The 20,599-nt window shown below is 67.7% G+C and carries 25 protein-coding genes; 11 read left to right on the plus strand and 14 right to left on the minus strand.

Translation table 11 applies throughout. The features are described 5' to 3' along the window. Nucleotides 1-76: 76 nt before the first annotated feature. The gene (locus C666_RS01950) at nt 77-952 is read right to left on the minus strand and encodes a phosphoribulokinase (protein ID WP_004333044.1); all 876 of its coding nucleotides are present in this window, start codon (nt 950-952) and stop codon (nt 77-79) included. Nucleotides 953-1,061: 109 nt separating this feature from the next. Further along, complete coding sequence (locus tag C666_RS01955; protein ID WP_004333046.1) at nt 1,062-1,871, minus strand: inositol monophosphatase family protein; 810 nt, start codon at nt 1,869-1,871, stop codon at nt 1,062-1,064. 50 nt (nt 1,872-1,921) lie between these two features. On the opposite strand from C666_RS01955, the gene C666_RS01960 reads away from it, so the two are divergent. The 5 genes from C666_RS01960 to C666_RS01980 all read left to right on the plus strand — a co-directional run bounded on the left by C666_RS01960 (nt 1,922) and on the right by C666_RS01980 (nt 7,358). After that, nucleotides 1,922-2,644: a 16S rRNA (uracil(1498)-N(3))-methyltransferase gene (locus C666_RS01960; RefSeq protein ID WP_004333048.1), complete on the plus strand. Its 723-nt coding sequence runs from the start codon at nt 1,922-1,924 to the stop codon at nt 2,642-2,644. Nucleotides 2,645-2,681: 37 nt separating this feature from the next. Beyond that, nucleotides 2,682-4,166 carry a polyphosphate:AMP phosphotransferase gene (pap, locus tag C666_RS01965; protein WP_004333050.1) on the plus strand — a complete coding sequence of 495 codons (1,485 nt, stop codon included), beginning with the start codon at nt 2,682-2,684 and terminating at the stop codon, nt 4,164-4,166. A gap of 116 nt (nt 4,167-4,282) precedes the next feature. Continuing rightward, nucleotides 4,283-5,641: an amino-acid N-acetyltransferase gene (gene argA / locus C666_RS01970; protein WP_245603915.1), complete on the plus strand. Its 1,359-nt coding sequence runs from the start codon at nt 4,283-4,285 to the stop codon at nt 5,639-5,641. Next, nucleotides 5,638-7,083: a diguanylate cyclase domain-containing protein gene (locus C666_RS01975; protein ID WP_004333055.1), complete on the plus strand. Its 1,446-nt coding sequence runs from the start codon at nt 5,638-5,640 to the stop codon at nt 7,081-7,083. Before argA ends, C666_RS01975 begins: the two co-directional genes overlap by 4 nt. 2 nt (nt 7,084-7,085) lie before the next feature. Further along, nucleotides 7,086-7,358 carry an oxidative damage protection protein gene (locus tag C666_RS01980; protein ID WP_004333056.1) on the plus strand — a complete coding sequence of 91 codons (273 nt, stop codon included), beginning with the start codon at nt 7,086-7,088 and terminating at the stop codon, nt 7,356-7,358. A 98-nt stretch (nt 7,359-7,456) separates the two neighbouring features. Here the strand turns inward: C666_RS01980 and phoU are convergent, their stop codons facing one another. The 4 genes from phoU to C666_RS02000 form a co-directional block, all read right to left on the minus strand. Beyond that, nucleotides 7,457-8,158, minus strand: coding sequence for a phosphate signaling complex protein PhoU (gene phoU, locus C666_RS01985; RefSeq protein WP_028792145.1), 702 nt, complete (start codon nt 8,156-8,158; stop codon nt 7,457-7,459). Nucleotides 8,159-8,257: 99 nt separating this feature from the next. Continuing rightward, nucleotides 8,258-8,920, minus strand: a complete 663-nt coding sequence (rpiA, locus tag C666_RS01990; protein ID WP_004333061.1) for a ribose-5-phosphate isomerase RpiA — start codon at nt 8,918-8,920, stop codon at nt 8,258-8,260. Nucleotides 8,921-8,936: 16 nt separating this feature from the next. Continuing rightward, on the minus strand, nt 8,937-10,175 hold the full coding sequence (gene moeA, locus C666_RS01995; protein ID WP_028792144.1) for a molybdopterin molybdotransferase MoeA: 1,239 nt from the start codon (nt 10,173-10,175) through the stop codon (nt 8,937-8,939). Nucleotides 10,176-10,410: 235 nt separating this feature from the next. After that, a complete protein-coding gene (locus C666_RS02000) occupies nt 10,411-11,040 on the minus strand; it encodes a c-type cytochrome (protein ID WP_004333065.1) in 630 nt (209 codons plus the stop codon). Nucleotides 11,041-11,162: 122 nt separating this feature from the next. On the opposite strand from C666_RS02000, the gene yihA reads away from it, so the two are divergent. The 3 genes from yihA (at nt 11,163) to C666_RS02015 (ending at nt 13,573) form a co-directional block, all read left to right on the plus strand. After that, nucleotides 11,163-11,825 carry a ribosome biogenesis GTP-binding protein YihA/YsxC gene (yihA, locus tag C666_RS02005; protein ID WP_004333068.1) on the plus strand — a complete coding sequence of 221 codons (663 nt, stop codon included), beginning with the start codon at nt 11,163-11,165 and terminating at the stop codon, nt 11,823-11,825. Nucleotides 11,826-12,035: 210 nt separating this feature from the next. Next, nucleotides 12,036-13,052: a porphobilinogen synthase gene (gene hemB, locus C666_RS02010; RefSeq protein ID WP_004333070.1), complete on the plus strand. Its 1,017-nt coding sequence runs from the start codon at nt 12,036-12,038 to the stop codon at nt 13,050-13,052. Then, nucleotides 13,049-13,573, plus strand: a complete 525-nt coding sequence (locus tag C666_RS02015; protein ID WP_004333072.1) for a GNAT family N-acetyltransferase — start codon at nt 13,049-13,051, stop codon at nt 13,571-13,573. The genes hemB and C666_RS02015 overlap by 4 nt, the downstream gene beginning before the upstream one ends. Here the strand turns inward: C666_RS02015 and C666_RS02020 are convergent. Continuing rightward, a complete protein-coding gene (locus C666_RS02020; RefSeq protein WP_004333074.1) occupies nt 13,570-14,217 on the minus strand; it encodes a pyrimidine 5'-nucleotidase in 648 nt (215 codons plus the stop codon). The two genes, C666_RS02015 and C666_RS02020, sit on opposite strands and share 4 nt — an antisense overlap. Nucleotides 14,218-14,242: 25 nt before the next feature. Then, nucleotides 14,243-15,163: a methyltransferase domain-containing protein gene (locus C666_RS02025; RefSeq protein WP_004333076.1), complete on the minus strand. Its 921-nt coding sequence runs from the start codon at nt 15,161-15,163 to the stop codon at nt 14,243-14,245. A gap of 146 nt (nt 15,164-15,309) precedes the next feature. On the opposite strand from C666_RS02025, the gene C666_RS02030 reads away from it, so the two are divergent. Together C666_RS02030 and C666_RS02035 are read left to right on the plus strand one after the other, a co-directional pair. Beyond that, nucleotides 15,310-16,041, plus strand: a complete 732-nt coding sequence (locus C666_RS02030) for a ComF family protein (RefSeq protein ID WP_281169776.1) — start codon at nt 15,310-15,312, stop codon at nt 16,039-16,041. Nucleotides 16,042-16,090: 49 nt separating this feature from the next. After that, nucleotides 16,091-16,555, plus strand: coding sequence for a tRNA (cytidine(34)-2'-O)-methyltransferase (locus C666_RS02035; RefSeq protein ID WP_004333080.1), 465 nt, complete (start codon nt 16,091-16,093; stop codon nt 16,553-16,555). A gap of 33 nt (nt 16,556-16,588) precedes the next feature. Here C666_RS02035 and C666_RS02040 read toward each other — a convergent pair whose 3' ends face one another. Genes C666_RS02040 through C666_RS02065 form a run of 6 tightly spaced genes read right to left on the minus strand, consistent with a single transcriptional unit; the run spans nt 16,589 to nt 19,619 of the window. Beyond that, entirely contained in the window at nt 16,589-17,593 is a 1,005-nt protein-coding gene (locus C666_RS02040) for an NAD(P)H-dependent glycerol-3-phosphate dehydrogenase (RefSeq protein WP_004333081.1), read from the minus strand. Continuing rightward, nucleotides 17,590-18,054: an SH3 domain-containing protein gene (locus C666_RS02045; protein WP_004333083.1), complete on the minus strand. Its 465-nt coding sequence runs from the start codon at nt 18,052-18,054 to the stop codon at nt 17,590-17,592. The genes C666_RS02040 and C666_RS02045 overlap by 4 nt, the downstream gene beginning before the upstream one ends. Nucleotides 18,055-18,068: 14 nt before the next feature. Further along, complete coding sequence (gene secB, locus C666_RS02050) at nt 18,069-18,527, minus strand: protein-export chaperone SecB (RefSeq protein WP_004333085.1); 459 nt, start codon at nt 18,525-18,527, stop codon at nt 18,069-18,071. Between the two features lie 39 nt (nt 18,528-18,566). Further along, nucleotides 18,567-18,836, minus strand: coding sequence for a glutaredoxin 3 (gene grxC / locus C666_RS02055; RefSeq protein WP_004333087.1), 270 nt, complete (start codon nt 18,834-18,836; stop codon nt 18,567-18,569). Between the two features lie 2 nt (nt 18,837-18,838). Continuing rightward, nucleotides 18,839-19,255 carry a rhodanese-like domain-containing protein gene (locus C666_RS02060; RefSeq protein ID WP_004333089.1) on the minus strand — a complete coding sequence of 139 codons (417 nt, stop codon included), beginning with the start codon at nt 19,253-19,255 and terminating at the stop codon, nt 18,839-18,841. A 34-nt stretch (nt 19,256-19,289) separates the two neighbouring features. Then, complete coding sequence (locus C666_RS02065) at nt 19,290-19,619, minus strand: ArsR/SmtB family transcription factor (protein WP_004333092.1); 330 nt, start codon at nt 19,617-19,619, stop codon at nt 19,290-19,292. A 144-nt stretch (nt 19,620-19,763) separates the two neighbouring features. Between C666_RS02065 and C666_RS02070 the strand changes: the two genes are divergently transcribed. Next, on the plus strand, nt 19,764-20,599 hold an 836-nt coding region (locus C666_RS02070; protein WP_004333093.1), incomplete at its 3' end, for a murein hydrolase activator EnvC family protein.

Genomic DNA, 20,599 nt, shown 5'->3' on the forward strand with positions numbered 1-20,599 from the left:
AAAGCCCCCGCGGATGCCAATGCCGCAACGCAGCATCGGCATGTCCGGCGATGTGCCGGCGGTATCGTGCCGACGGCTACACCGATTGCCGGCGTCGCTCCATCAGCTTCCAGATGAGTGGCGTCAGGATCAGTTGCATCGCCAGGTCGAGTTTGCCGCCCGGGATGACGATGGTGTTGGCGCGGCTCATGAACGAGTCGTGGATCATGCGCAGCAGGTAGGGGAAATCCACGCCGCGCGGGTCCTTGAAGCGGATCACGACCATGGATTCATCCTGCGTGGGCACGTCGCGCGCGATGAAGGGGTTCGAGGTATCGACCACCGGCACGCGCTGGAAGTTGATGTGGGTGCGGGCGAACTGCGGGACGATGTAATGCACGTAGTCGTGCATGCGGCGCAGGATCGTGTTCTGCACCGCTTCGGCCGAGTAGCCGCGCGTCTTGGTGTCGCGGTGCAGCTTCTGGATCCATTCCAGGTTGATCGTCGGCACCACGCCGATCAGCAGGTCGACATGGCGCGACACATCGACGGTGTCGGTGACGACCGCGCCGTGCAGGCCTTCGTAGAACAGGAAATCGGTGCCGACCGGAAGGTCTTCCCATTCGGTGAAGGTGCCCATCGGCAGGTTCCAGCGCATGGATTGCGCTTCGTTGTGGATGTAGTGCCGGCGGCGCCCGGTGGCGGCTTCGCCATAGGAGCGGAACAGGCTCTCGAGGTCGGAGAACAGGTTGGCTTCCGGGCCGAAGTGGCTGATGCCGCGCTGTCCGGCGCGCTCGGCTTCCTCGATCTGCACCTTCATCTCCGCCCGCGTGTAGCGGTGGAAGCTGTCGCCCTCGACGACGGCGGCATTGACGTGCTCACGGTGAAAGATGGCTTCGAAGGTGTGCTTGACCGTGGTGGTGCCGGCGCCGGACGAACCGGTGACGGCGATGATCGGGTGCTTCATGGACATGTTGGTCTCCGCGCTGCACGGACAGGTGCATGGGGCGCAGTATATTGCGGTGCAGCAATGCGGGGTAGGCCGCGCGCCGATGCGCTTGCCGGGATGCCGCCCCGAACGATCAGGATCGCGCCTTGACCCAGGCCGACCATTCGGAGAACAGCCCCGGATTGACGGCGGCGATCACGCCGCGCTTGACCGCCGGGCCGGACATCAGCGAGCCGCCGCCCAGCGCTTCGGCCACGCCGCCCGCTTCGGCCAGGATCAGCCGTCCGGCAGCGTAGTCCCACAGCATCTGGCCGCCGTGCAGGTAGACGTCCAGCCGGCCCGCGGCGACGAAGCACCATTCGAGCGCGCTGGAGCCGAAGTTGCGCTGCGAATAATAGGGCGGGCGCACGGCGAGTTCGTCGCCCAGATGGTGGCTGATGCGCTTGAAATCGACCCCGGCCACCGCGTCGCTCAGGCTCGATGCCCCTTCGCGCAGGGGCAGTTCGGTGCCGTTGAGATAGGCACCCGCGCCGCGCGCGGCATAGAAGGATTCGTCCGTGATCGGGTTGTAGACGACGCCCAGCACCGGTTCGTGGTCGATCAGGTAGGCGATCGACACGGCGAACAGCGGAATGCCGTTGGCGAAGTTGGTCGTGCCGTCGATCGGGTCGATGCACCACAGGCCGCGCCCGCCTTCGTTCCACAGGTGGGCCTGCTCGGTGGCGGTCATTTCCTCGCCGAGTACCGCGCCGGACAGGAGGGTGGGCAGGGCTTCGCTGAAGCAGCGCTGCGAGGCGAGGTCGGCCTCGGTGAACAAGGAGCCGTCGGGCTTGCGGTTGCGCGCCGACTTCAGGTAGCGGGGCAGGATCTCTTCGCGGGCGATGTCGCGCACCATCGATTCGAGGGCACGGGCACGGGCGAGGCGTTGGGCTGCGGTGGACATGCGGGCTCCTGGCCGGTCGGCTTTCGGGATGCGGGGCCTATAATCTTACGATGATTTCACGTTTCCATTTCCCCGGGCGTCTGCCCGGCGACGGCGAGGTGGCGCTACCGGACGATCTCGCCCACCATGCGCTGCGTGTCCTGCGCTTGCGTGACGGCGCGCCGATGGTGCTGTTCGACGGCGAGGGCGGCGAGGTCGAGGCGCGTCTGGCCGTGCGTGGCAAGGCCGGCTTTGCCCTGCTCGGCGAGCGGCACGCATGTGATCGGGAGTCCCCCGTGCGCGTGGTCCTGGCCCAGGCGCTGGCCGCCGGCGACAAGATGGACTGGGTGGTGCAGAAGGCCGTGGAGCTGGGTGTGGCGGCGATCCACCCGGTGCAGGCCGAGCGTTCGGTGCTGCGCCTGTCGGGCGAGCGCGCCGACAAGCGGCGCGCGCATTGGCAGCAGGTGGCGGTTTCGGCCTGTGAGCAGAGCGGGCGGAACCGTATTCCGGAGGTGGCGTCGGTCCGGCCGCTGGCGCAATGGCTCGACGCCATGCGCGGGCAGTGCGCCTATGTGCTGGCGCCGGGCGGCGGCGCTGGCTTTCCGGCGCGTGAGCGGCCGGAAGGTGCCGTGCATGTGCTGGTCGGCCCCGAAGGGGGGTGGACCGAAAGCGAGCTTGCCGCGTGCGATGCGGCGGGTCTGCAGCGCGTGACGCTCGGGCCGCGGGTGCTCAGGACCGAAACGGCGGGCCTGGCCGCGCTGGCGGTGCTGCAGGCGCATTGGGGCGATTTCTGACCCGGCGCGCCGATTCATCAAACCACAGGGAGCCACGATGTTCGAATCCGCTGAACTCGGCCACAAGACCGACAAGGAAGAATACGACGCCGCCGTGCCGCCGCTGCGCACGGCATTGCTCAATGCCCAGTACGAGGTGCTCGACCTCAAGCAGTTCGCCGTCGTGGTGCTGATCAACGGCATCGACGGCGCGGGCAAGGGCGAGACCATGAACCTGCTCGACGAGTGGATGGATTCGCGCCATATCGAGGGCTGGGCGTTCGACCAGCCGACCGCCGAGGAGAGCGAGCGTCCGTTCATGTGGCGTTTCTGGCGTGCGCTGCCGCCGCGCGGAAAGATCGGTGTGATGTTCAACAACTGGTACACGCAGCCGATCCGCGACCGGGTGGAACGCATCGGCAGCAAGGCCGATTTCGAGCAGCGCCTCGACGAAATCCGCCGCTTCGAGGACATGCTGGTGCAGGAGGGCGTGCTGCTGGTGAAGTTCTGGTTTCACCTGTCGAAGAGCGGGCAGAAGAAGCGCCTCGAGGAACTGGAAAAGGACCCGCGCACGCGCTGGCGCATCACCGAGCGCGACTGGCGCTTCTACAAGCAGTACGAGCGTTACCGCGACGTGGCCGCCCGCGCGCTGCGCCAGACCAGCACCGGCAACGCGCCGTGGATGATCGTCGACGGCAGTGACCCGCGGTTTCGCGCGCTGTTCGTCGGCCGCACGCTGCTCGCCGCGCTGGAGAAGCGCCTGGACGTCGCCCGCCTGAAGCATGCGCCGCGCCAGTTGGCGCCGCCCCTGCCGCCACTCATCGATCAGCGCGACCTGCTCAACAGCCTGGTGCTGCGCCAGGAAATGAGCAAGAAGGAATACGACGAGGCGCTCGAGCGCTATCAGGGCCGGCTGGCGCTGCTGACGCGCGAGCCGGCGTTCCGCAAGCATGCGCTGGTGCTGGTGTTCGAGGGGGCGGATGCCGCCGGCAAGGGTGGCGCCATCCGCCGCGTCACCGCGGCGCTGGACATCCGCCAGTACAGCGTGGTGCCGGTCGCCGCGCCGACCGAGGAAGAGCGCGCCCAGCCCTACCTGTGGCGCTTCTGGCGCCATCTGCCGGCGCGCGGCAAGACCATCGTGTTCGACCGCTCGTGGTACGGCCGGGTGCTGGTCGAGCGTGTCGAGGGTTTCTGCTCGGAAGCCGACTGGATGCGGGCCTATGCCGAAATCAACGATTTCGAGGACCAACTCGCCGCCGCCGGCGTCGTCGTGGTCAAGTTCTGGCTCGCGATCGGAAAGGACGAACAGCTGGCCCGCTTCGAGGCGCGCGAGGCCGAGCCGCACAAGCGCTTCAAGATCACCGCCGAAGACTGGCGCAACCGCGAGAAATGGGACGATTACGCCCGCGCCGTGTGTGACATGGTCGACCGCACCAGTACCGAGAATGCGCCGTGGACGCTGGTGGAGGCCGAGAACAAGTACTTTGCCCGGATCAAGATCCTGCGCACGATCTGCGAACGCCTCGAGGCCGCGCTGGCCTGAGTTGCAGCGTGGCGATGTCGCGGTGTGGATGCATCCGTTAGAATCCTGGCATCCGAAATCCCATCGGCCGGGCGGCATGCCAACGCTGCCCGGCCGGTCTTTGCCGCGGTGAATGCGTGAACGCTGAATCGACCCCCGCCGTGCCGGCCGCACCGGCGCCCGAAGACCCCACCTCCCAGTTCGTCGCCTGGGTGCGCGGTGCCGCACCTTACATCCATGCCTTTCGCGGCAAGACCTTCGTCGTCGGCTTCGGCGGCGAGGTGGCGGCGGGCGAACGGGCACAGCGCCTGGCCTACGACTGCAATCTGCTCGCGGCGCTGGGCATCCGCCTGGTGCTGGTGCATGGCGCGCGGCCGCAGATCGACATCGAAATGGGGCGCCGCGGCCTGGAGCCGCGCTTTCTCCATGGCCTGCGGGTGACCGATGGCGAGGCGCTGGAGTGCGTCAAGTCGGCGATGGCCGTGACCCGCCTCGAGGTCGAGGCGCTGCTGTCGCAGGGTCTGCCCAATACGCCGATGGCCGGCAGCTACATGCGCGTGACCGGCGGCAACTTCATCACCGCGCGCCCGGTCGGCGTGGTCGATGGCGTCGATTACCAATACACCGGAGCCGTGCGCAAGATCATCGCCGACGAGATCAACGCCGACCTCGACCAGCAGAACGTGGTGCTGATCACGCCGCTCGGCGTGTCGCCGGCGGGGGAAATATTCAACCTCGCGATGGAAGAAGTGGCCGAGGCGGTCGCGGTGGCGCTGAAGGCCGAGAAGCTCATCTATCTGTGCGATGCGCCCGGCCTGCTGGACGCGGAAGGCGAGCTCGTCGAGTCGGTGACGGCGGACGAGGCGCAGTCCAAGGTGGAAACCGGAGAGGGGCTCACCGAGGACCTCGGCCTCTTCCTGCCCAGCGCAATCCGCGCGGTGCGCCGCGGCGTGGCGCGCTGCCACCTGATCGACCGCGACAAGGACGGCGGCCTGCTGCTGGAGTTCTTCACCCACGCGGGCGTCGGGACCGTGGTGTCGCGCGACCCCTTGTTCCGCCTGCGCGAGGCGACGATCGACGATGTCGCTGCGCTCGTCTCGCTGATCACGCCGATGGAAGCCGACGGCACCCTGGTGCGCCGCGGCCGTGAACTGCTCGAACAGGAAGTCGAGCGTTTCACCGTGGTCGAGCACGACGGCATGCTGGTCGGCTGTGCCGCCCTGTATCCGTTCTCGGAGGACAACGCCGCCGAACTGGCCTGTCTCGCGGTGACGCCGGAATATCGTCGCGCCGGCCTCGGCGACCAGTTGCTGAAGCGTATCGAGCGCCGCGCCCGCGTGCAGCGGCTGGAGCGCTTGTTCGTGCTGACGACGCGCACCGCGCACTGGTTCCGCGAGCGCGGTTTCAGCGAGATCGGCCCCGAGGCGCTGCCGCGCCAGAAGCGGGAGCTGTACAACCTGCAGCGGCGCTCCAAGGTCTTCGTGAAGCTCCTATGATTCCCTGGTCCAGGCTTGCTGCGAAAAAGCAGTCCGATGCCCAGTTGGCGCTGCTGCGCCAGGTGGCGGAAGGCGTCCATGGCATCGAGGCGGTGTTCGATCGTGAGCTGCGCCTGCTGTGGATCAGCCCCTCGATCGAGCGGGTCACCGGCATGACGCCGCAGGAGTGCCTCGCGGCGGACGATATCCTTGCCATGCTGGTGCATGAGTCGGACCGGGCCCATTGCCGCCGCCTGATCACGCAGGTGGTGGCGGATGGGGTGGCGCAGGATTTCGAGCTCCGCCTGCGGCGGCGCGATGGCGAGGCCGCCTGGGTGGCCTCCCACTGGCGTGCCGTGGCGGGGGCGGAGCACGGCGCGGTTGCGCTGCGTCTGTCGGCCGAGGACATCCAGACGCGCAAGGAAACCGAGTACAAGCTGCTCGAGACCGTCACCGAGCTGCGCCGCGCCCAGGCCCTGCGCGAGCACTACCTGCTGCGGAGCAACGACGAGCGTCAGCGCCTCGCGGCGCTGCTCAACCTGATCCGCCTGGGCATCATCTTCATGGACCAGGACCGACGGGTGCTGTACTACAACCGCGCGATGCTCGAGATATGGGGCTATCCGCTCGATGCGCACCTGATCGGCATGCGCGAGAGCGTGCTGCAAAGCAGGGCGGCCCCCTTGCTGGAAGACGCGCAGGCCTACTTCGCCCATGTCGCCGAGGTGTTGAATACGCGCCAGCCCATCAGCGACGCGTACGAATTCCGTTTCGCCGACGGCCGTATCGTCACCGACCGCTCGGCGGTGGTGGCCGGCGCGAGCGAGGGCCATCGCATCGGCCGGGTCTGGATCTACGAGGACGTGACCGAGGCGCGCCGCATCTCGGCGCAGTTGATCTCGATGGCGGAGCGCGATCCGCTGACCAACATCTTCAATCGGCGCCGTTTCCACGAAGAACTGGAGCGCATGCTGGCCGACGCCGCGCGGCGCGGCACCGCGGTCGGGCTGCTGGGGATCGACCTGGACGGCTTTAAGCCGATCAACGATGCCTTCGGCCATCAGGCGGGCGATCAGGTGCTGGTGGGGCTCGTGGAGCGCGTCGGGGGCGTCGTGCGCCGCAACGAGATGTTCTTCCGCGTCGGCGGCGACGAGTTCGCGATGCTCGTCCCCGATGCCCGGGCTTCGGCCATGTCGGAACTGGCCAACCGCCTGTGCGACTCGATCGGCGGGCTGGTGTTCGAGTTCGACGGGCGGCAGACGGGGGTTACTGCAAGCATCGGCATCGCGCTGTTCCCCGATAACGGGTTCGATGCCGAGAGCCTGATCCTGGCCGCGGACGAGGCGATGTATCGCTCGAAGGCCGAGGGGCGCAATCGCTGGACCTTGTCCGCGAGGGGAGGGGGCGAATCCGCTAGAATACCGGCTTCGAGCTCCGATGAACCCGATAGCAAAGAGGATTGAACATGGCTCGCATGGTTAATTGCGTGAAACTGGGCCGCGAGGCGGAAGGTCTGGATCTTCCGCCGGTGCCGGGCGCGCTCGGCAAGCGCATCTTCGACAGCGTGTCGAAGGAGGCGTGGCAGCAATGGGTCAAGTACCAGACCATGCTGATCAACGAAAACCGCCTCAACCTGATGGACGCGCGTGCGCGCAAGTATCTGGCCGAGCAGATGGAGAAGCACTTCTTCGAAGGCGGCGCGGACCAGATCGGCGGCTACGTTCCGCCTGCCCAGTAAGTTGCGGGCCCGCTGTTCTCCGGAACAGCAGTATCAAAAGAAAAGGGATGGCACGCAGCCATCCCTTTTTCGCTCCGTGCCGCCAGAAGGCGTCGCGCTCAGCTCTTGTCGGCGCCGCGCTGCGCTTCTTCGGACTTGGCGTAGCGTACGTCCTCGCCCTGGGCCAGGAAGACCACGTATTCCGCGATGTTCATCGCATGATCGCCGATGCGCTCGATCGCCTTGGCGTTGAAGAGCAGCTCGAGGCTGCTCGTGATCGTGCGGGGATCTTCCATCATGTAGGTGATCAACTGGCGCATGGTCGCCTTGAAGCTGGCGTCGATCTCGGCGTCCTGGCGCTCGATGCGCGGCGCGACGGAAGCGTCGGCGCGTGCGAAGGCGTCCAGCGCCGCGTGCAGCATCGCCAGCGCCGCCTGGGCCGGCTGGGACAGGTCGATGCGGGGGGCGAAGCTCAGTTCGGCCGAATGCAGGCGCTTGGCCGACTTGGCCATCTTCTTGGCTTCGTCGCCGATGCGCTCGAGGTCGGTGACCGACCTGATCACCGTCATCACGAGGCGCATGTCCATCGCGGCGGGCTGGCGCATGGCGACGATGTGGTTGCATGCGTCGTCGAGCTGCTTCTGCATCAGGTTGATGCGCTGGTCGCCATCGATGACCTGGTCGAGAAGGGGGAGGTTACCGGTACGCAGGCCTTCGAGCGCGTTCGTGACCTGCGCCTCGACCATTCCGCCCATTTGCAGCACGCCGCTGCGGATTTCTTCCAGTTCGGTGGTGAACTGTTTGTAGGTATGTTCCGTCATCTTCGCCATGATCCTGTCGATGGAAGCACGCAGGCTAGCATCGTAAAGTTAAGGTTTTGTTTCATGTCACGAAACCGGGGCGGCTCCGCACCGTGCCGGTCAGGCGCGCTGAAAGCGCTCCACGCCCTGGGCGCCGGCCAATAGCAGCAGGTCGGCGCCGCGTGCGGCGAAGAGCCCGTTGGTGACCACGCCCACGATCTGGTTGATGCGTGCCTCGGTGCCCGCGGGGTCGTCGATCGCGAGGCCGTGCAGGTCGAGGATCAGGTTGCCATTGTCGGTGACGAAGCCCTCGCGCAGACGCGGTTCGCCGCCCAGCCGGGCAAGTTCGCGGGCGACATGGCTGCGCGCCATCGGAATGACCTCGACCGGCAGCGGGAAGCGCCCCAAGGTTTGCACGCGCTTGCTCGCGTCGCAGATGCACACGAAGCGCTGCGATACCGCGGCGACGATCTTTTCGCGCGTCAGTGCGCCGCCACCGCCCTTGATCATGGCGAAGCCGGCATCGATTTCGTCGGCGCCGTCGACATAGACCGGGAGGCTGTCGACGTCGTTGAGATCGAACACCTGGATGCCGTGCGCGGCGAGCCGCTTCGAGCTGGCTTCGGAACTGGAGACCGCGCCGCGGATGCGGCCGCGCATGCCGGCGAGGCCGTCGATGAAGTGATTCACCGTCGAGCCGGTGCCGACGCCGACGATGCTGTCGTCCTCTATGTAGTCGAGTGCGGCGAGCGCGGCGGCGCGCTTGAGTTCGTCCTGTGTCATGTGTGTTTCCCGGCCGTCAGGCCAGACCGTTGAAAGGTTGAACGGAGACGATGTCGCCGGCCTGCACTCCGGTGCAGTCTTCCGGCAGGATGATGAAGCAATCGGCCTCGGACATCGAGCGCAGAACGCCCGATCCCTGCGCGCCGGCCAGCGTGACACAGGGGCCGGCACCATCGTGCTGCAGGCGCCCGCGCAGGTATTCGACGCGGCCCGCCGGCTTGCGCATGGCGAAGCCGGCGCGGACGGCGAAGCGGCCCGCCGGCGGCAGTGGCGCCACGCCCATCAGTGTCAGCAGGGCGTCCTGCACGAACTGGTAGAAGCTCACCATGACCGCCACCGGATTGCCTGGCAGCCCGAACAGCACGGCCCCGCCGATGCGGCCGAAGGCCATTGGCCGACCGGGTTTGATCGCCAGCTTCCAGAACGACACTTCGCCCAGGCGGGCCATCATGTCGCGGATGAAGTCGGCATCGCCGACCGATACGCCGCCGCTGGTGATGATGACGTCGGCCGCCCGGGAGGCGTCCACGAAAGCCGCTTCGAGCGCGGCCGGGTCGTCGGGCACGACGCCCATGTCGAGCAACTCGCAGCCCAGGCGCGACAGTGCGCCGAAGAGGGTGTAGCGGTTGCTGTCGTAGATTTTGCCCGCTGCCAGCGGCTGGCCGATCGATGCGAGTTCGTCACCGGTCGAGAAGAAGGCGACGCGCAGGCGGCGGCGCATCGTGACTTCCGCGATACCGAGCGAGGCGATCAGCCCGAGTTCCGCCGGGCCGCAGCGCCTGCCGGCGGCCAGCGCGATACTGCCCGCGGCGAGATCCTCGCCCGCGCGCCGCACGTTCTGGCCCTTTTTCTGGCCGGGGGGAATGAAGACATCCTCCTGTTCGCGGCGGGCGGCCTCCTGCATGACGACGGTGTCCGCCCCCTGCGGGATCGGCGCGCCGGTCATGATGCGTACCGCCTCGCCCGTGCCGACTGCGCCCGGGAAGGGGTGGCCGGCCAGGGCGGTGCCGGTCACGGCGAGCGTGGCCTCGGCATCGGAGGAGAGGTCGGCGGCGCGCACGGCGTAGCCGTCCATGGCCGAGTTGTCGTGAGCGGGGACGTCGCACGGAGCGCGCACATCATGCGCGAGAACCCGTCCGAGCGCGGCGCGTATTGCGACCCGCTCCCAGCCCCCCGCCGGCGACAGGCTGTCGAGGATCAGGCTGCGCGCAGCGGCAGCGCTCAGGAAATCATCACCGGAGGAAAACTGGGGCATCTGCGTGGATTCGGGAAAGGACGGCCCGATCGGGCCGGGATGGCCCTCATTCTCCCACAACGGGATGGGTGCGCCAGGCCGGGCATATCGGCGCCTCGCCGGCCGGTGCGATGTAAGGCCGCCGCGCTTGCCCTCCATGCGGGGGCGCAGCCGTCTCAGCCCGGGGAGGCCCGGCGATGAAAAAGGGGTGGATCGCTCCACCCCTTTCCGGGTTTCGTCGGCAACCAGCGGTTGTTCAGCGCAGGCCGGCGGCGAAGTCCGAAACGGCCTTCATCTCGGCGTCGGTCATCTTGAGCGCGATCATGCGCATCATGCGGTTCGGGTCGTTCTCGCGTCCGCCGTCGCGGAAGGACTTGAGCTGGGTTTCGGTGTATTCGGCGAACTGGCCGGCGATGCGCGGGTATTGCGCCGGCAGGCCGGCGCCGGCCGGGCCGTGACAGGCGGCACAGGCGGGAACACCCTTGGCGGCGATGCCGCCGCGCCAGATGCTCTGGCCGAGTTCGATGGTGTCGAGGTTCTTTGCTGGTTCGGGTTGCAGCTCGAAAGACGAGAAGTACCTTGCGAGTGCCTTCATGTCGGCTTCTTCGAGGCCGTCGACCATCGCCGTCATGACCGCGTTTTCGCGTGCCGGCGCCTCGCCATTCCAGCCCTTGAACTCGCGCAGCTGCTTGTAGAGGTAGTCCTCATGCTGCCCCGCGATCTTCGGGTTGGCCGACAGCTGGCTGTTGCCATCCGTGCCGTGACAGGCGACGCAGAGGGTTTCGACAGTCTGTTTCGCCTTGGCGAGGTCCGGAGCCTGTTCCTGGGCCTGCAGGCCGCCGGTGACGAGCAACAGGGACGAGAGCAGCAGGGAACGCTTGGTCATGATGTCCTCGGAAAGCCGTGAGTGATTGTTTCAAACGCGGTATTCTATATCAGGAAACCCGCCTTGCGCGATGCGATGCGGGCTTTGTAGCGCATTCGGCCGGTCTTTCGCCCTTCTTTTTCATGCCCATCTTCCGCAACGCACAATTCGAGATATCCATCGCCAAGCCGTCCGGCCTGCCGCCATCCTCCGGCGCCGAAATCGCCTTTGCCGGGCGTTCCAATGCGGGCAAGTCGAGTGCGATCAACACGCTGGCGGGCCATGTCCGCCTGGCCTTCGTGTCCAAGACCCCGGGGCGCACGCAACTGATCAACTTCTTCCGCCTCAACAGCGGCGCGCTGCTGGTCGATCTGCCGGGTTACGGCTATGCCGCGGTGCCCGAGAAGGTGCGGCGGGAATGGCAAGGCTTGATCGAGCACTACCTGCGCCAGCGGGAAAGCCTGATCGGGCTGGTGCTGATCATGGATTCGCGCCATCCGCTGACGCCGCTCGACCGCCAGATGATCGACTGGTTCGCGCCGTCGGGGCGGCCCATGCACGTGCTGCTGACCAAGAGCGACAAGCTGTCCCGCGGGGCGGCCAGCGCGGTCTTGCAGGACGTGCGGCGCCAGCTCGCGCCGCTGGGGCCGCAGGTGACGGTGCAGTTGTTCTCGAGCCTGAAGAAGAGCGGCGTCGAAGAGGCGGAGCGCGTCATCGCCGCCTGGCTGGGCCTGGGCGGACCTGCCGCGGGCGATGAGCCCGCCATGGCGGATGGCGCAAATAAAAACCCCCGACCAGGGGAGTAGTCGGGGGTGAAAATGCCTCGCTGGTGCGAGGCACCCGCTCAGGGAGGTGAAGCGGGAGACGAAGCAGCGCACGAATGCGTCGCCGTCCGCTTGCTAAGATAGAACGTTTTTGCCGAAAGTTCCGCTGGCAATGCGTTACCTCATGTGTCCCCGGCCTGCGCTGGCATGTCGGGCCGGGACCTTCTGAAACCCGATACGCGAGATCAAGAGATGCGACCGACCGGAGCCTTTCCTTCCACCCGCATGCGCCGCATGCGCCGCGATGATTTTTCCCGCCGCCTGATGCGCGAGAACGTGCTGACGGCCAACGACCTGATCTATCCGGTGTTCGTGCTGGACGGCGAAAACCGGACCGAGGCGGTGGCCTCGATGCCCGGTGTCGAGCGCATGTCGATCGACAAATTGCTGTATGCCACCGAGGATGCGCTCAAGCTCGGCGTACCGGCGCTGGCGTTGTTCCCGGTGATCGATGCGGGCGGCAAGACCGACGGCGCCGAGGAGGCCTGGAATCCCGACGGCTTGGTGCCGCGTACCGTTCAGGCGCTGAAGTCGCGCTTTCCGGCGCTGGGTGTCATCACCGACGTGGCGCTCGACCCCTATACCAGCCATGGCCAGGACGGGCTCATCGACCCGGATGATCCGCGCGGCTATGTGATGAACGACGAGACGCTCGAAGCGCTGGCGAAGCAGGCGCTGTGCCATGCGCAGGCCGGCGCGGACGTGGTCGCGCCGTCCGACATGATGGACGGCCGCATCGGCCGCATCCGCGAGACGCTCGACGGCGCCGGGCTCATCCATACGCGAATCCTCGCCTATTCGGCCAAGTACGCATCCAGCTTCTATGGCCCGTTCCGCGACGCAGTCGGCTCGGCCGGCAACCTCGGCAGGGGCAACAAGTACACGTACCAGATGGACCCGGCGAACAGTGACGAGGCCTTGCGCGAAGTGGCGCTCGACATCGCCGAGGGCGCCGACATGTTCATGGTCAAGCCGGGCATGCCCTATCTCGACATCGTGCGCCGCGTGAAGCGCGAGCTGGAGGTGCCGACCTACGTGTACCAGGTCAGCGGCGAGTACGCGATGCTCAAGGCGGCCGCGGCCAATGGCTGGCTCGACGACCAGGCCTGCGCGATGGAGGCCCTGCTGTCCTTCAAGCGTGCCGGTGCCGACGGCATCCTGACTTATTACGCGCTCGAAGCTGCGCGCTGGATGAAGGCCAGCGCGTGAGTGCCGACGCGCTGGCTGCGGCGTCCCCGGCCGTGGCGCTGCGGGCGATGCGGATGGACGACCTCGATGCCGTGATGCGCATCCAGCGCGAAGCCTATGGCGACGCCTACCAGGAATCCGCCGACGTGCTCGGCCGCAAGCTGAGCCTCGCGCCCGAGGGATGCTGGTTCGCCGAGCGGGGCGGCGAGGGGCTGGGCTACGTGTTCGCGCATCCGTGGTCCGCCGGCGCGCCCTGCCTGCATGCGCAGATCGAAAACCTGCCGCCGCGTGCGGACCATGGTTTCCTGCATGATCTGGCCGTATCCCCGCGCGCGCGCGGCCTGGGCGTGGGCCGCGGCCTGTTCGGCAAGGTCCGGTCGTGGTCGGAGCGGGCCGGGCATCAGGCGCTGGCGCTGGTGGCGCTGGCGGATGCGGTGGCGTACTGGCGCGGGCTCGGTTTCGCCGCCGAGCCTTTGGCGCTGCCAGATGGCTATGGCGCTGGTGCCGTGTTCATGCGGTATGGCCCGGCCTGGCAGGGCTAGCGGACCAGGCGCCCGAGCTGGCGCCGAAGATCCAGGATCGAAGCTAGTTTCAAGTCGACATAGGCCGGGGTGCGCAGGTCGCGCCCCACGAGCACCGTGCGCATGCCGAGCCGTTTCGCCGTGCGCAGGTTGACGGCCGAGTCCTCCAGCATGATGCAGCGCGCCGGGTTCAGGCGGCGCGAGGACAGCAGCTTGCGATAGCCGCGAATGCCGGGCTTGGGGTGGTAGTCGAGGTCTTCGATGCCGATCACGTCTTCGAACAGGCCGTGTATGCCCATGATGTCGAGCACCGACAGCGCATAGTGGCGTGGTGCATTCGAGAACACGAAGCGGCGGCCGGGCAGCTTGCGCAACATGCCGCGCAGCGCGCGCTCGAACACCATCATCTCGTGCAGGCGGTCGAAGCGGTGGGTCTCGACCAGGAAGTGGTCCGGGTCGGTGCCGTGGTGGCGCATCAGCCCGAGCAGGGTGGCGCCGTAGCGGTGCCAATAGCTCATCCGCAGCGTATTGGCCTCGTCGCGCGACAGCGCCAGGTGCCGTTCGAGATAGGCCGTCATGCTGCGGTTGATGTGCGGAAAGATGTGCGGGCTGGCGTTGTGCAGCGTGTTGTCGAGGTCGAACAGCCAGATGGTGCGCTTGGGCATGGGGGCGTGCCTGGTGGCGGGATGATCAGCGTGCGGTGGGGCGGGGCTGGAAGCGGACGATGCTGCGGCCGTCCTCGGTGGTCTTCGGCGCGGCTTTCCAGGCGTGGCCCTGGATGACCTCGAAGGTGGCGGGTAGCCGCCCGTCCTGGCGCAGCGCCTCGTAGGCGGCGCGTGCCTGCGCCCAGCCCGTCCGGCCCGACAGGCCGCGTGGGCGGGTCAGGGCGGCGTTGGCGGCGCCGGTCGCGCGCAGATCGGACAGCAGGCCGTCGAGTTCGGTGTAGGTCAGCGTCAGCATTTCCATGTCCATGACCGGATCGGCGAAGCCGGCCTTCACCAGGGCGTCGCCCAGGTCGTGCATGTCGATGAAGCGGTGCACGCGCTCGCCGGCCGTGTGCGGCAGTGCGGCGCGCAGTTCGCGCAGCGAGTCGGGGCCGAGCGTGGAGAACATCAGCAAGCCGCCGACTTCCAGCGTGCGGTGGATTTCCTGCAGCGCGGGCAATGGATCGTCGAGCGCGGGCAGCATCAGGTTGGACCACACCATGCCAAGGCTGCCGCGGGCAAAGGGCAGGCTGCGGGCGTCGGCGACGGCATGCGGGAGGGGGGCGGGCCTGCTGCCCAGCAGGCGGCGCAGCAGGCCGGGTTGCGGTGCTTCGCCGCGCTGGCGCAGGCCTGCCCGAGCCAGCATCGGCGCGGCGAAATCGGCGGCCAGTATGGCGGCGCGGGGAAAGCGCCGCGCCAGCTGCGCGAGATCCGGGCCGGTGCCGCAGCCGAGGTCGAGCACGCGCTTCGGCTCGATGCGGATGTATTCGAGGCGTTCGTCCATCCGCCGCGCGATCTCGCGCGCCAGGACGTCGGCGCCGTCGCTGCTTGCGGCTGCGCGGCCAAAGCGCCGGCGCAGCAGGCCGTGGTCGAGGGCGAAACCCTCGTCGCCGGTCCGTTCGTTCATCGTGCGCTTCCTGCGAAGAGGGTGGCCAGGCCCAGGCTGCAAGCCGTGGCGCGGCCGCCTCGATGCGCCGCGTCGCCGTGATCGATTGAAGTCGTTGTCATTTCCGGCGTTACGGGCTGTAATGGCGAGGCCCGAATGTTCTGCCATTGATCGAAACCTTGTCAAACCGAGCCCGAGAGCCGCATCGCCTGCTGGCCAGCCTGCTGGATATCCTGATGCCGCAGGATTGCCTTGTCTGCGGAGAGGCCGCCGGGGAAAGCGGATTGTGCGCGGCCTGTCTCGCCGAGCTGCCGCGGCGGCCGCGCTCGGCATGCCCGGTCTGCGCCTTGCCGGGGCTCGGCGGCGGTCCCTGCGGCCAGTGTCTGCGCGAGCTGCCGGCCTACGATGCGACGCTGGCCTTGTTCGATTATGCGTTTCCGATCGACGTGCTGATCCATGCGCTCAAGTACCGGCACCAATTGAGCGTGGCCGCGTTCCTTGCCGCGGAATTGTGTGCGCTGGGGGAGTCGGCCGCGCTTGGCGCCGACCTCATCCTGCCGATGCCGCTGCATGTGCGCCGGCTCGCGGAACGCGGTTTCAATCAGGCGGTGGAGCTTGCCCGGCCGCTGGCGCGCTCGACGGGCTTGCCGATGGAACTGGCGCGCGTGCGCAAGCTGCGCGACACGCCGCCGCAGGCTTCGCTCGCGCGTGACGAGCGCCTGCGCAGTCCGCGCGGGGTGTTCTGCTGCGACCGCGCGCTGGATGGGCTGCACGTGCTGGTGGTCGACGACGTGATGACCACGGGCGCGACCCTGAACGAGTTGGCGCGCTGCCTCAAGCGGCAGGGGGCGGTCCGGGTCACGAATCTGGTCGTCGCCCGCACGCCTGCGCCTGCCTGAGCTACAGTGCCGGCTTCGCGCGCAAGGCGCGCCAGCCATTTCTGCTTCGATGTTCGAGATCGTCCTCTACCAGCCCGAAATTCCGCCCAATACCGGCAACATCATCCGTCTCGCAGCCAATACCGGCAGTCGTCTCCACCTGATCGAGCCGCTCGGTTTCGATCTGTCCGACAAGCATCTGGCGCGCGCGGGCCTGGATTATCACGACCTGACCTGCGTCACCGTGCACCAGGACTGGGCACGGTGCTGCGCGGCGCTGGAAGGGCGGCGGTTTTTCGCGCTGTCGACACGCGGCTCACGGCGCCATGACAGCCTTGCCTATCGCGAGGGCGACGTATTCGTGTTCGGTCCGGAGAGCCGCGGCCTGCCGGCGGAACTGCTGGCGTGCTTCGAGCCCGAGGCGCGCATCCGAATCCCGATGCGGCCGACCAATCGCAGCGTCAATCTGTCGAACGCGGTGGCGGTGGTCGTATACGAAGCCTGGCGCCAGCAGGGTTTTGCCGGCGCGGGGTGAGGAAGAAGGTGCGCCCGTCGAGGCGGTGAAGCGCTATTCGTGGCGGGGGTCGCGCGCCAGCAGCTTCTCGACCGCGCTGCGGGCATCCAGTCCGTGGTGCAGTAGTGCGTCGACGGCCTCGCAGATCGGCATCTCGACGCCGTTGCGGCGAGCCAGCGCGACGACCTCGCGTGCGGTGGAGACGCCTTCGGCAACATGGCCGAGATCGCGCAGGATGTCCGCCAGCGTGCTGCCCTTGGCCAGCGCCAGGCCGACGCGGCGATTGCGCGACAGGTCGCCGGTGCAGGTCAGGATGAGGTCGCCCATGCCGGTCAGGCCCATCAGCGTCTCGCTGCTTCCGCCGAGCGCGGCGGCGAGGCGGGAGATCTCGGCGAGCCCGCGCGTGATCAGCGCGGCGCGGGCATTGAGGCCGAAGCCCATGCCGTCCGAGACGCCGGCGGCAATCGCCATGACGTTCTTGATCGCGCCGCCGATCTCGCAGCCGACGACGTCGGTGTTGGCATAGATGCGCAGGCGGGGCTGGTGCAGGGCCGCCACCCAGTGGCGCGCAAAGGCTTCGTCCGTGGCGGCGAGTGTGATGGCGGTCGGCAGGCCGCGCGCCACCTCGGCGGCGAAGCTGGGGCCGGTCAGCACGCCACTGGCGGCATTCGCGCCGAGTTCCTCGGCGACGATTTCATGTGGCAGCCGCCCGCTTCCGGCCTCGAGCCCCTTGCAGGCCCACAGCAGCGGGGTGCCGGGCTGCAGATGGTGGAGCGTGCGTACCGCGTCGCGCAGCCCGGCCAGCGGTGTGACCACCAAGTGCAGGTCCGCCTCCCGTGCCGCGCGGGCGAAATCGGGTTCGAAGCGCAGCTTGTCGCTGAGGCGGATGTCGGGCAGGTAGCGGCGGTTCTCGCGCGTCAAGGCGAGCATCTGCAGGTGTTCCGCGTCGCGGCCCCACAGACGGACGTCGTGCGCGCCGCTGAAAGCCTGCGCCAGGGCGGTCCCCCAGGCTCCGGCCCCGAAGACGGCGATGCGCTGGCGGCTCGGCGCGGGGATCACAGCCCCCACACCTCGCTGACGCGGACGTAGCCTTCGAGCCCGTCCGTGTGGCGTACCTTGGCCCAGCCGAGCGAGGGGGGCTCGACCAGCCCGAGCACGACATTGCGAGTTGCCTCGAAACTGAGCGGCGCTCCGTCGTGCGCCTCGCGCCGGATGCTGGCGCGTTCCGCCGTGACGAGCACGGTGCGGCGATTGGCAAGCACGCGGCGCTCGACCCAGTTCAGCGAGCCGCCGGGTTCGCGCACCTTGATCCACTTGTCGAGCGTGACCACGACCTCGACCGGTGTGCCGGGGCGCAGGATGAACAGGCGCCTGCCTTGTTCGGAGGGGGCGTCGTACAGGATCGCCGGTTCGGTCAGCGATCGGAATTCGATCGCCTGCGCCGGCCCTGCCGCTGCACCGGCGAGTGCGACGAGCATCGTGGCGAGGCGGGGAAGGGAAATGCGGCGCAGGCGTTTCATGGCGTCAGGCCTCGTCACTGAATCGGGGTTTCACCCTGCTGCGCGGCCTGTTGGCGTTGCGCCTGGTACAGGGCCTCGAAGTTGACCGGCGACAGCAGCACGGGCTGGAAGCCGGCACGGGTGACGGCGTCCGACACGGCTTCGCGCGCGTACGGGAACAGGATGTTGGGGCAGCCGATCATCATCACCGGCTCGAGATCGGCCTCGGGCACGTTGCGGATCTGGAAGATGCCGCCCTGCGCCACTTCGACGAGGAACAGCGTGCGGTCTTCGCCGATCGAGGCCGATACGGTCACTGTCAGCGTCACTTCGAAGACGCCATCGTCGATGTTCTTGCCCTCGGTGCGCAGTTGGACATTGACCTGGGGGGCCTCGCGTTCGAGGTAGATCTGCGGGGCGCCCGGGACTTCGAGCGACAGATCCTTGACGTACAGCTTTTCGATCGAGAAGACGGGTTGCGTGTTTTCAGACATTGAATGTGGTCCGGTGGAATAAAGGATTGGAAGGAAGGCTCAGGCGAGTTCGCCGCGCAGCATCGGTTCGAGCCTGCCGGCGCGGTCGAGTGCGATCAGGTCATCACAGCCGCCGACATGGTAGTCGCCAATGAAGATCTGCGGAACCGTGCGGCGTCCGGTGATCTTCATCATGTGCTCGCGCTGCGCGGGGTCGAGGTCGGTGCGGATCTTCTCGATCTCCGCCACGCCCTTGCTGCGCAGCAATTGCTCGGCGCGTATGCAGTAGGGGCAGGTGGCCGTGGCGTACATGCGGATTGCGGCCTGCATGCTCATTTTCTCTTGCGGCTGACCGGCTGTCCGGCTTTCTGCCATTCCATCATGCCGCCGCGCAGGTTGTAGACCTTGTCGAAGCCGGCCTTGCGCAGCTGCGCGGCAGCCGAGGCCGAGCGCGCGCCGCTGGTGCAGCACAGGATCAGGGGCTGGCTCTTCCACTTCTCCAGTTCGGCGCTGCGGCGTTCGATGTCGCCGGCGGGGATGTGGCGGGCGTTGGGAATGTGGCCCTGGGCATATTCGCCCTGTTCGCGCACGTCGATGACGATGGCGTCCTCGCGATTGATCAGCAGGGTGGCCTCGACCGGGGAGAGCTGGCTCTTGTCGCCACGGCCACGAATCAGCTCGACCGTCAGCCAGCTGCCGCTTGCGGCGGCCAGTGCCGCCCAGTACCAGTTCTGTTGCAGGAATTCCACGAAAAAAGATGCTCCGGTTGGGATGGGGGGCGAATCAGCCCTGTTCGCTGCCGCCGCCGCAGAACACCTCGCGCATCAGCACGATGAGCTGCAGGGTGCGCGGATCGCCGACACGGTAATAGACGCGGTTGGCGTCCTTGCGTGTCTGCAGCACGTCCTTGTCGCGCAGGATGGCGAGATGCTGCGAGATGTTGCTCTGCGAGGTGCCGACCGCATCGACGATGTCCTGCACACAGACTTCGCCTTCTCCGAGCACGCACAGGATCTTGAGGCGCAGCGGATGGGCGATCGCCTTGAGCGCACGCGCCGCAGTCTCGATGTGCTCGTTCTTGTCGATGAGCGTGAAGATGTCGTCTTTGTTCACGATGGGGCCGGCAGGGGCAAAGCGCTAGTATAAAATAACGCGTCTTCGTCTTGCGCGATCCGGCAAGGATTGTCGCCGGCCGTTTGCGGATCAAAGCCGCATCCTGAATCCCACGCCATCCATTTCAAACGGAATCCTCGCTTCATGCGCATCGCCGGCCGTCGCTACTTGGCTGCTCTCGTCATCGGCTGTGCGCTGATGCCGGGCGTGGCTCCCGAAGTGGCCCGCGCCCAGGCGGCGGGTGACATCGCCGGCAAGCGTTCGGACCTCGACGACCTGAAGAAGCGCATCCGCGAGCTGCAGCAGGAAATGTCGCGCACCGAGGCGAACCGTTCGGGCGCCGCGAAGGCGCTGGCCGAATCCGAGCGCGAGGTGTCGCGCGCGCAGCGCCGCGTGCTGCAGTTGCAGCGCGAGCGTGCGGAGGCCGATGCCCAACTGGCGGAGCTCGAGCGCGCGCAGCGCGAAGCGGAGGCGCGGATCGCGTCCCGGCGCGGCGAACTTGCCGAATGGCTGCGCCGGCACTATGTGCACGGTGCCGCCGATGGCGTGGCGCCGCTGCTTTCGGCGCGCGATCCCAATCAGATCGCGCGTGACGCCTACTATCTGGAACACCTGGGCCGCGCCCGCCTGAGCCTGATAGAGGGCATGCGTGCCGAATTGCGCGAAACCGAGCAGCGCTCGCTGGAGATCGGCCGTCGACGCGATCGCGTCACCGCGCTCGAGGCCGAGCAGCATGCGCAGCGCAGCCGGCTCGAAGCCAGCCTCCTGCAGCGCAAGGAGGCGCTGGCCGAGATCTCGAAGCAGTTGCAGACCCAGAAGCGCGAGGTGGCGACGCTGCGCGACGATGAGCAGCGCCTGGCGCGCGTGATCGACACGCTGGTCAAGCGTGCGCGCGAGGCCGCCGCGCGCGAGGCCGCGAGACGCTTGGCCGAACAGCGCGCTGCCGAACGCCGGGCCGCCGAGGCGCGCGCCGCGGCGGC

It is taken from the genome of Thauera linaloolentis 47Lol = DSM 12138 (assembly GCF_000310205.1).
In the GTDB taxonomy this organism is placed as follows: Bacteria; Pseudomonadota; Gammaproteobacteria; order Burkholderiales; family Rhodocyclaceae; genus Thauera; species Thauera linaloolentis.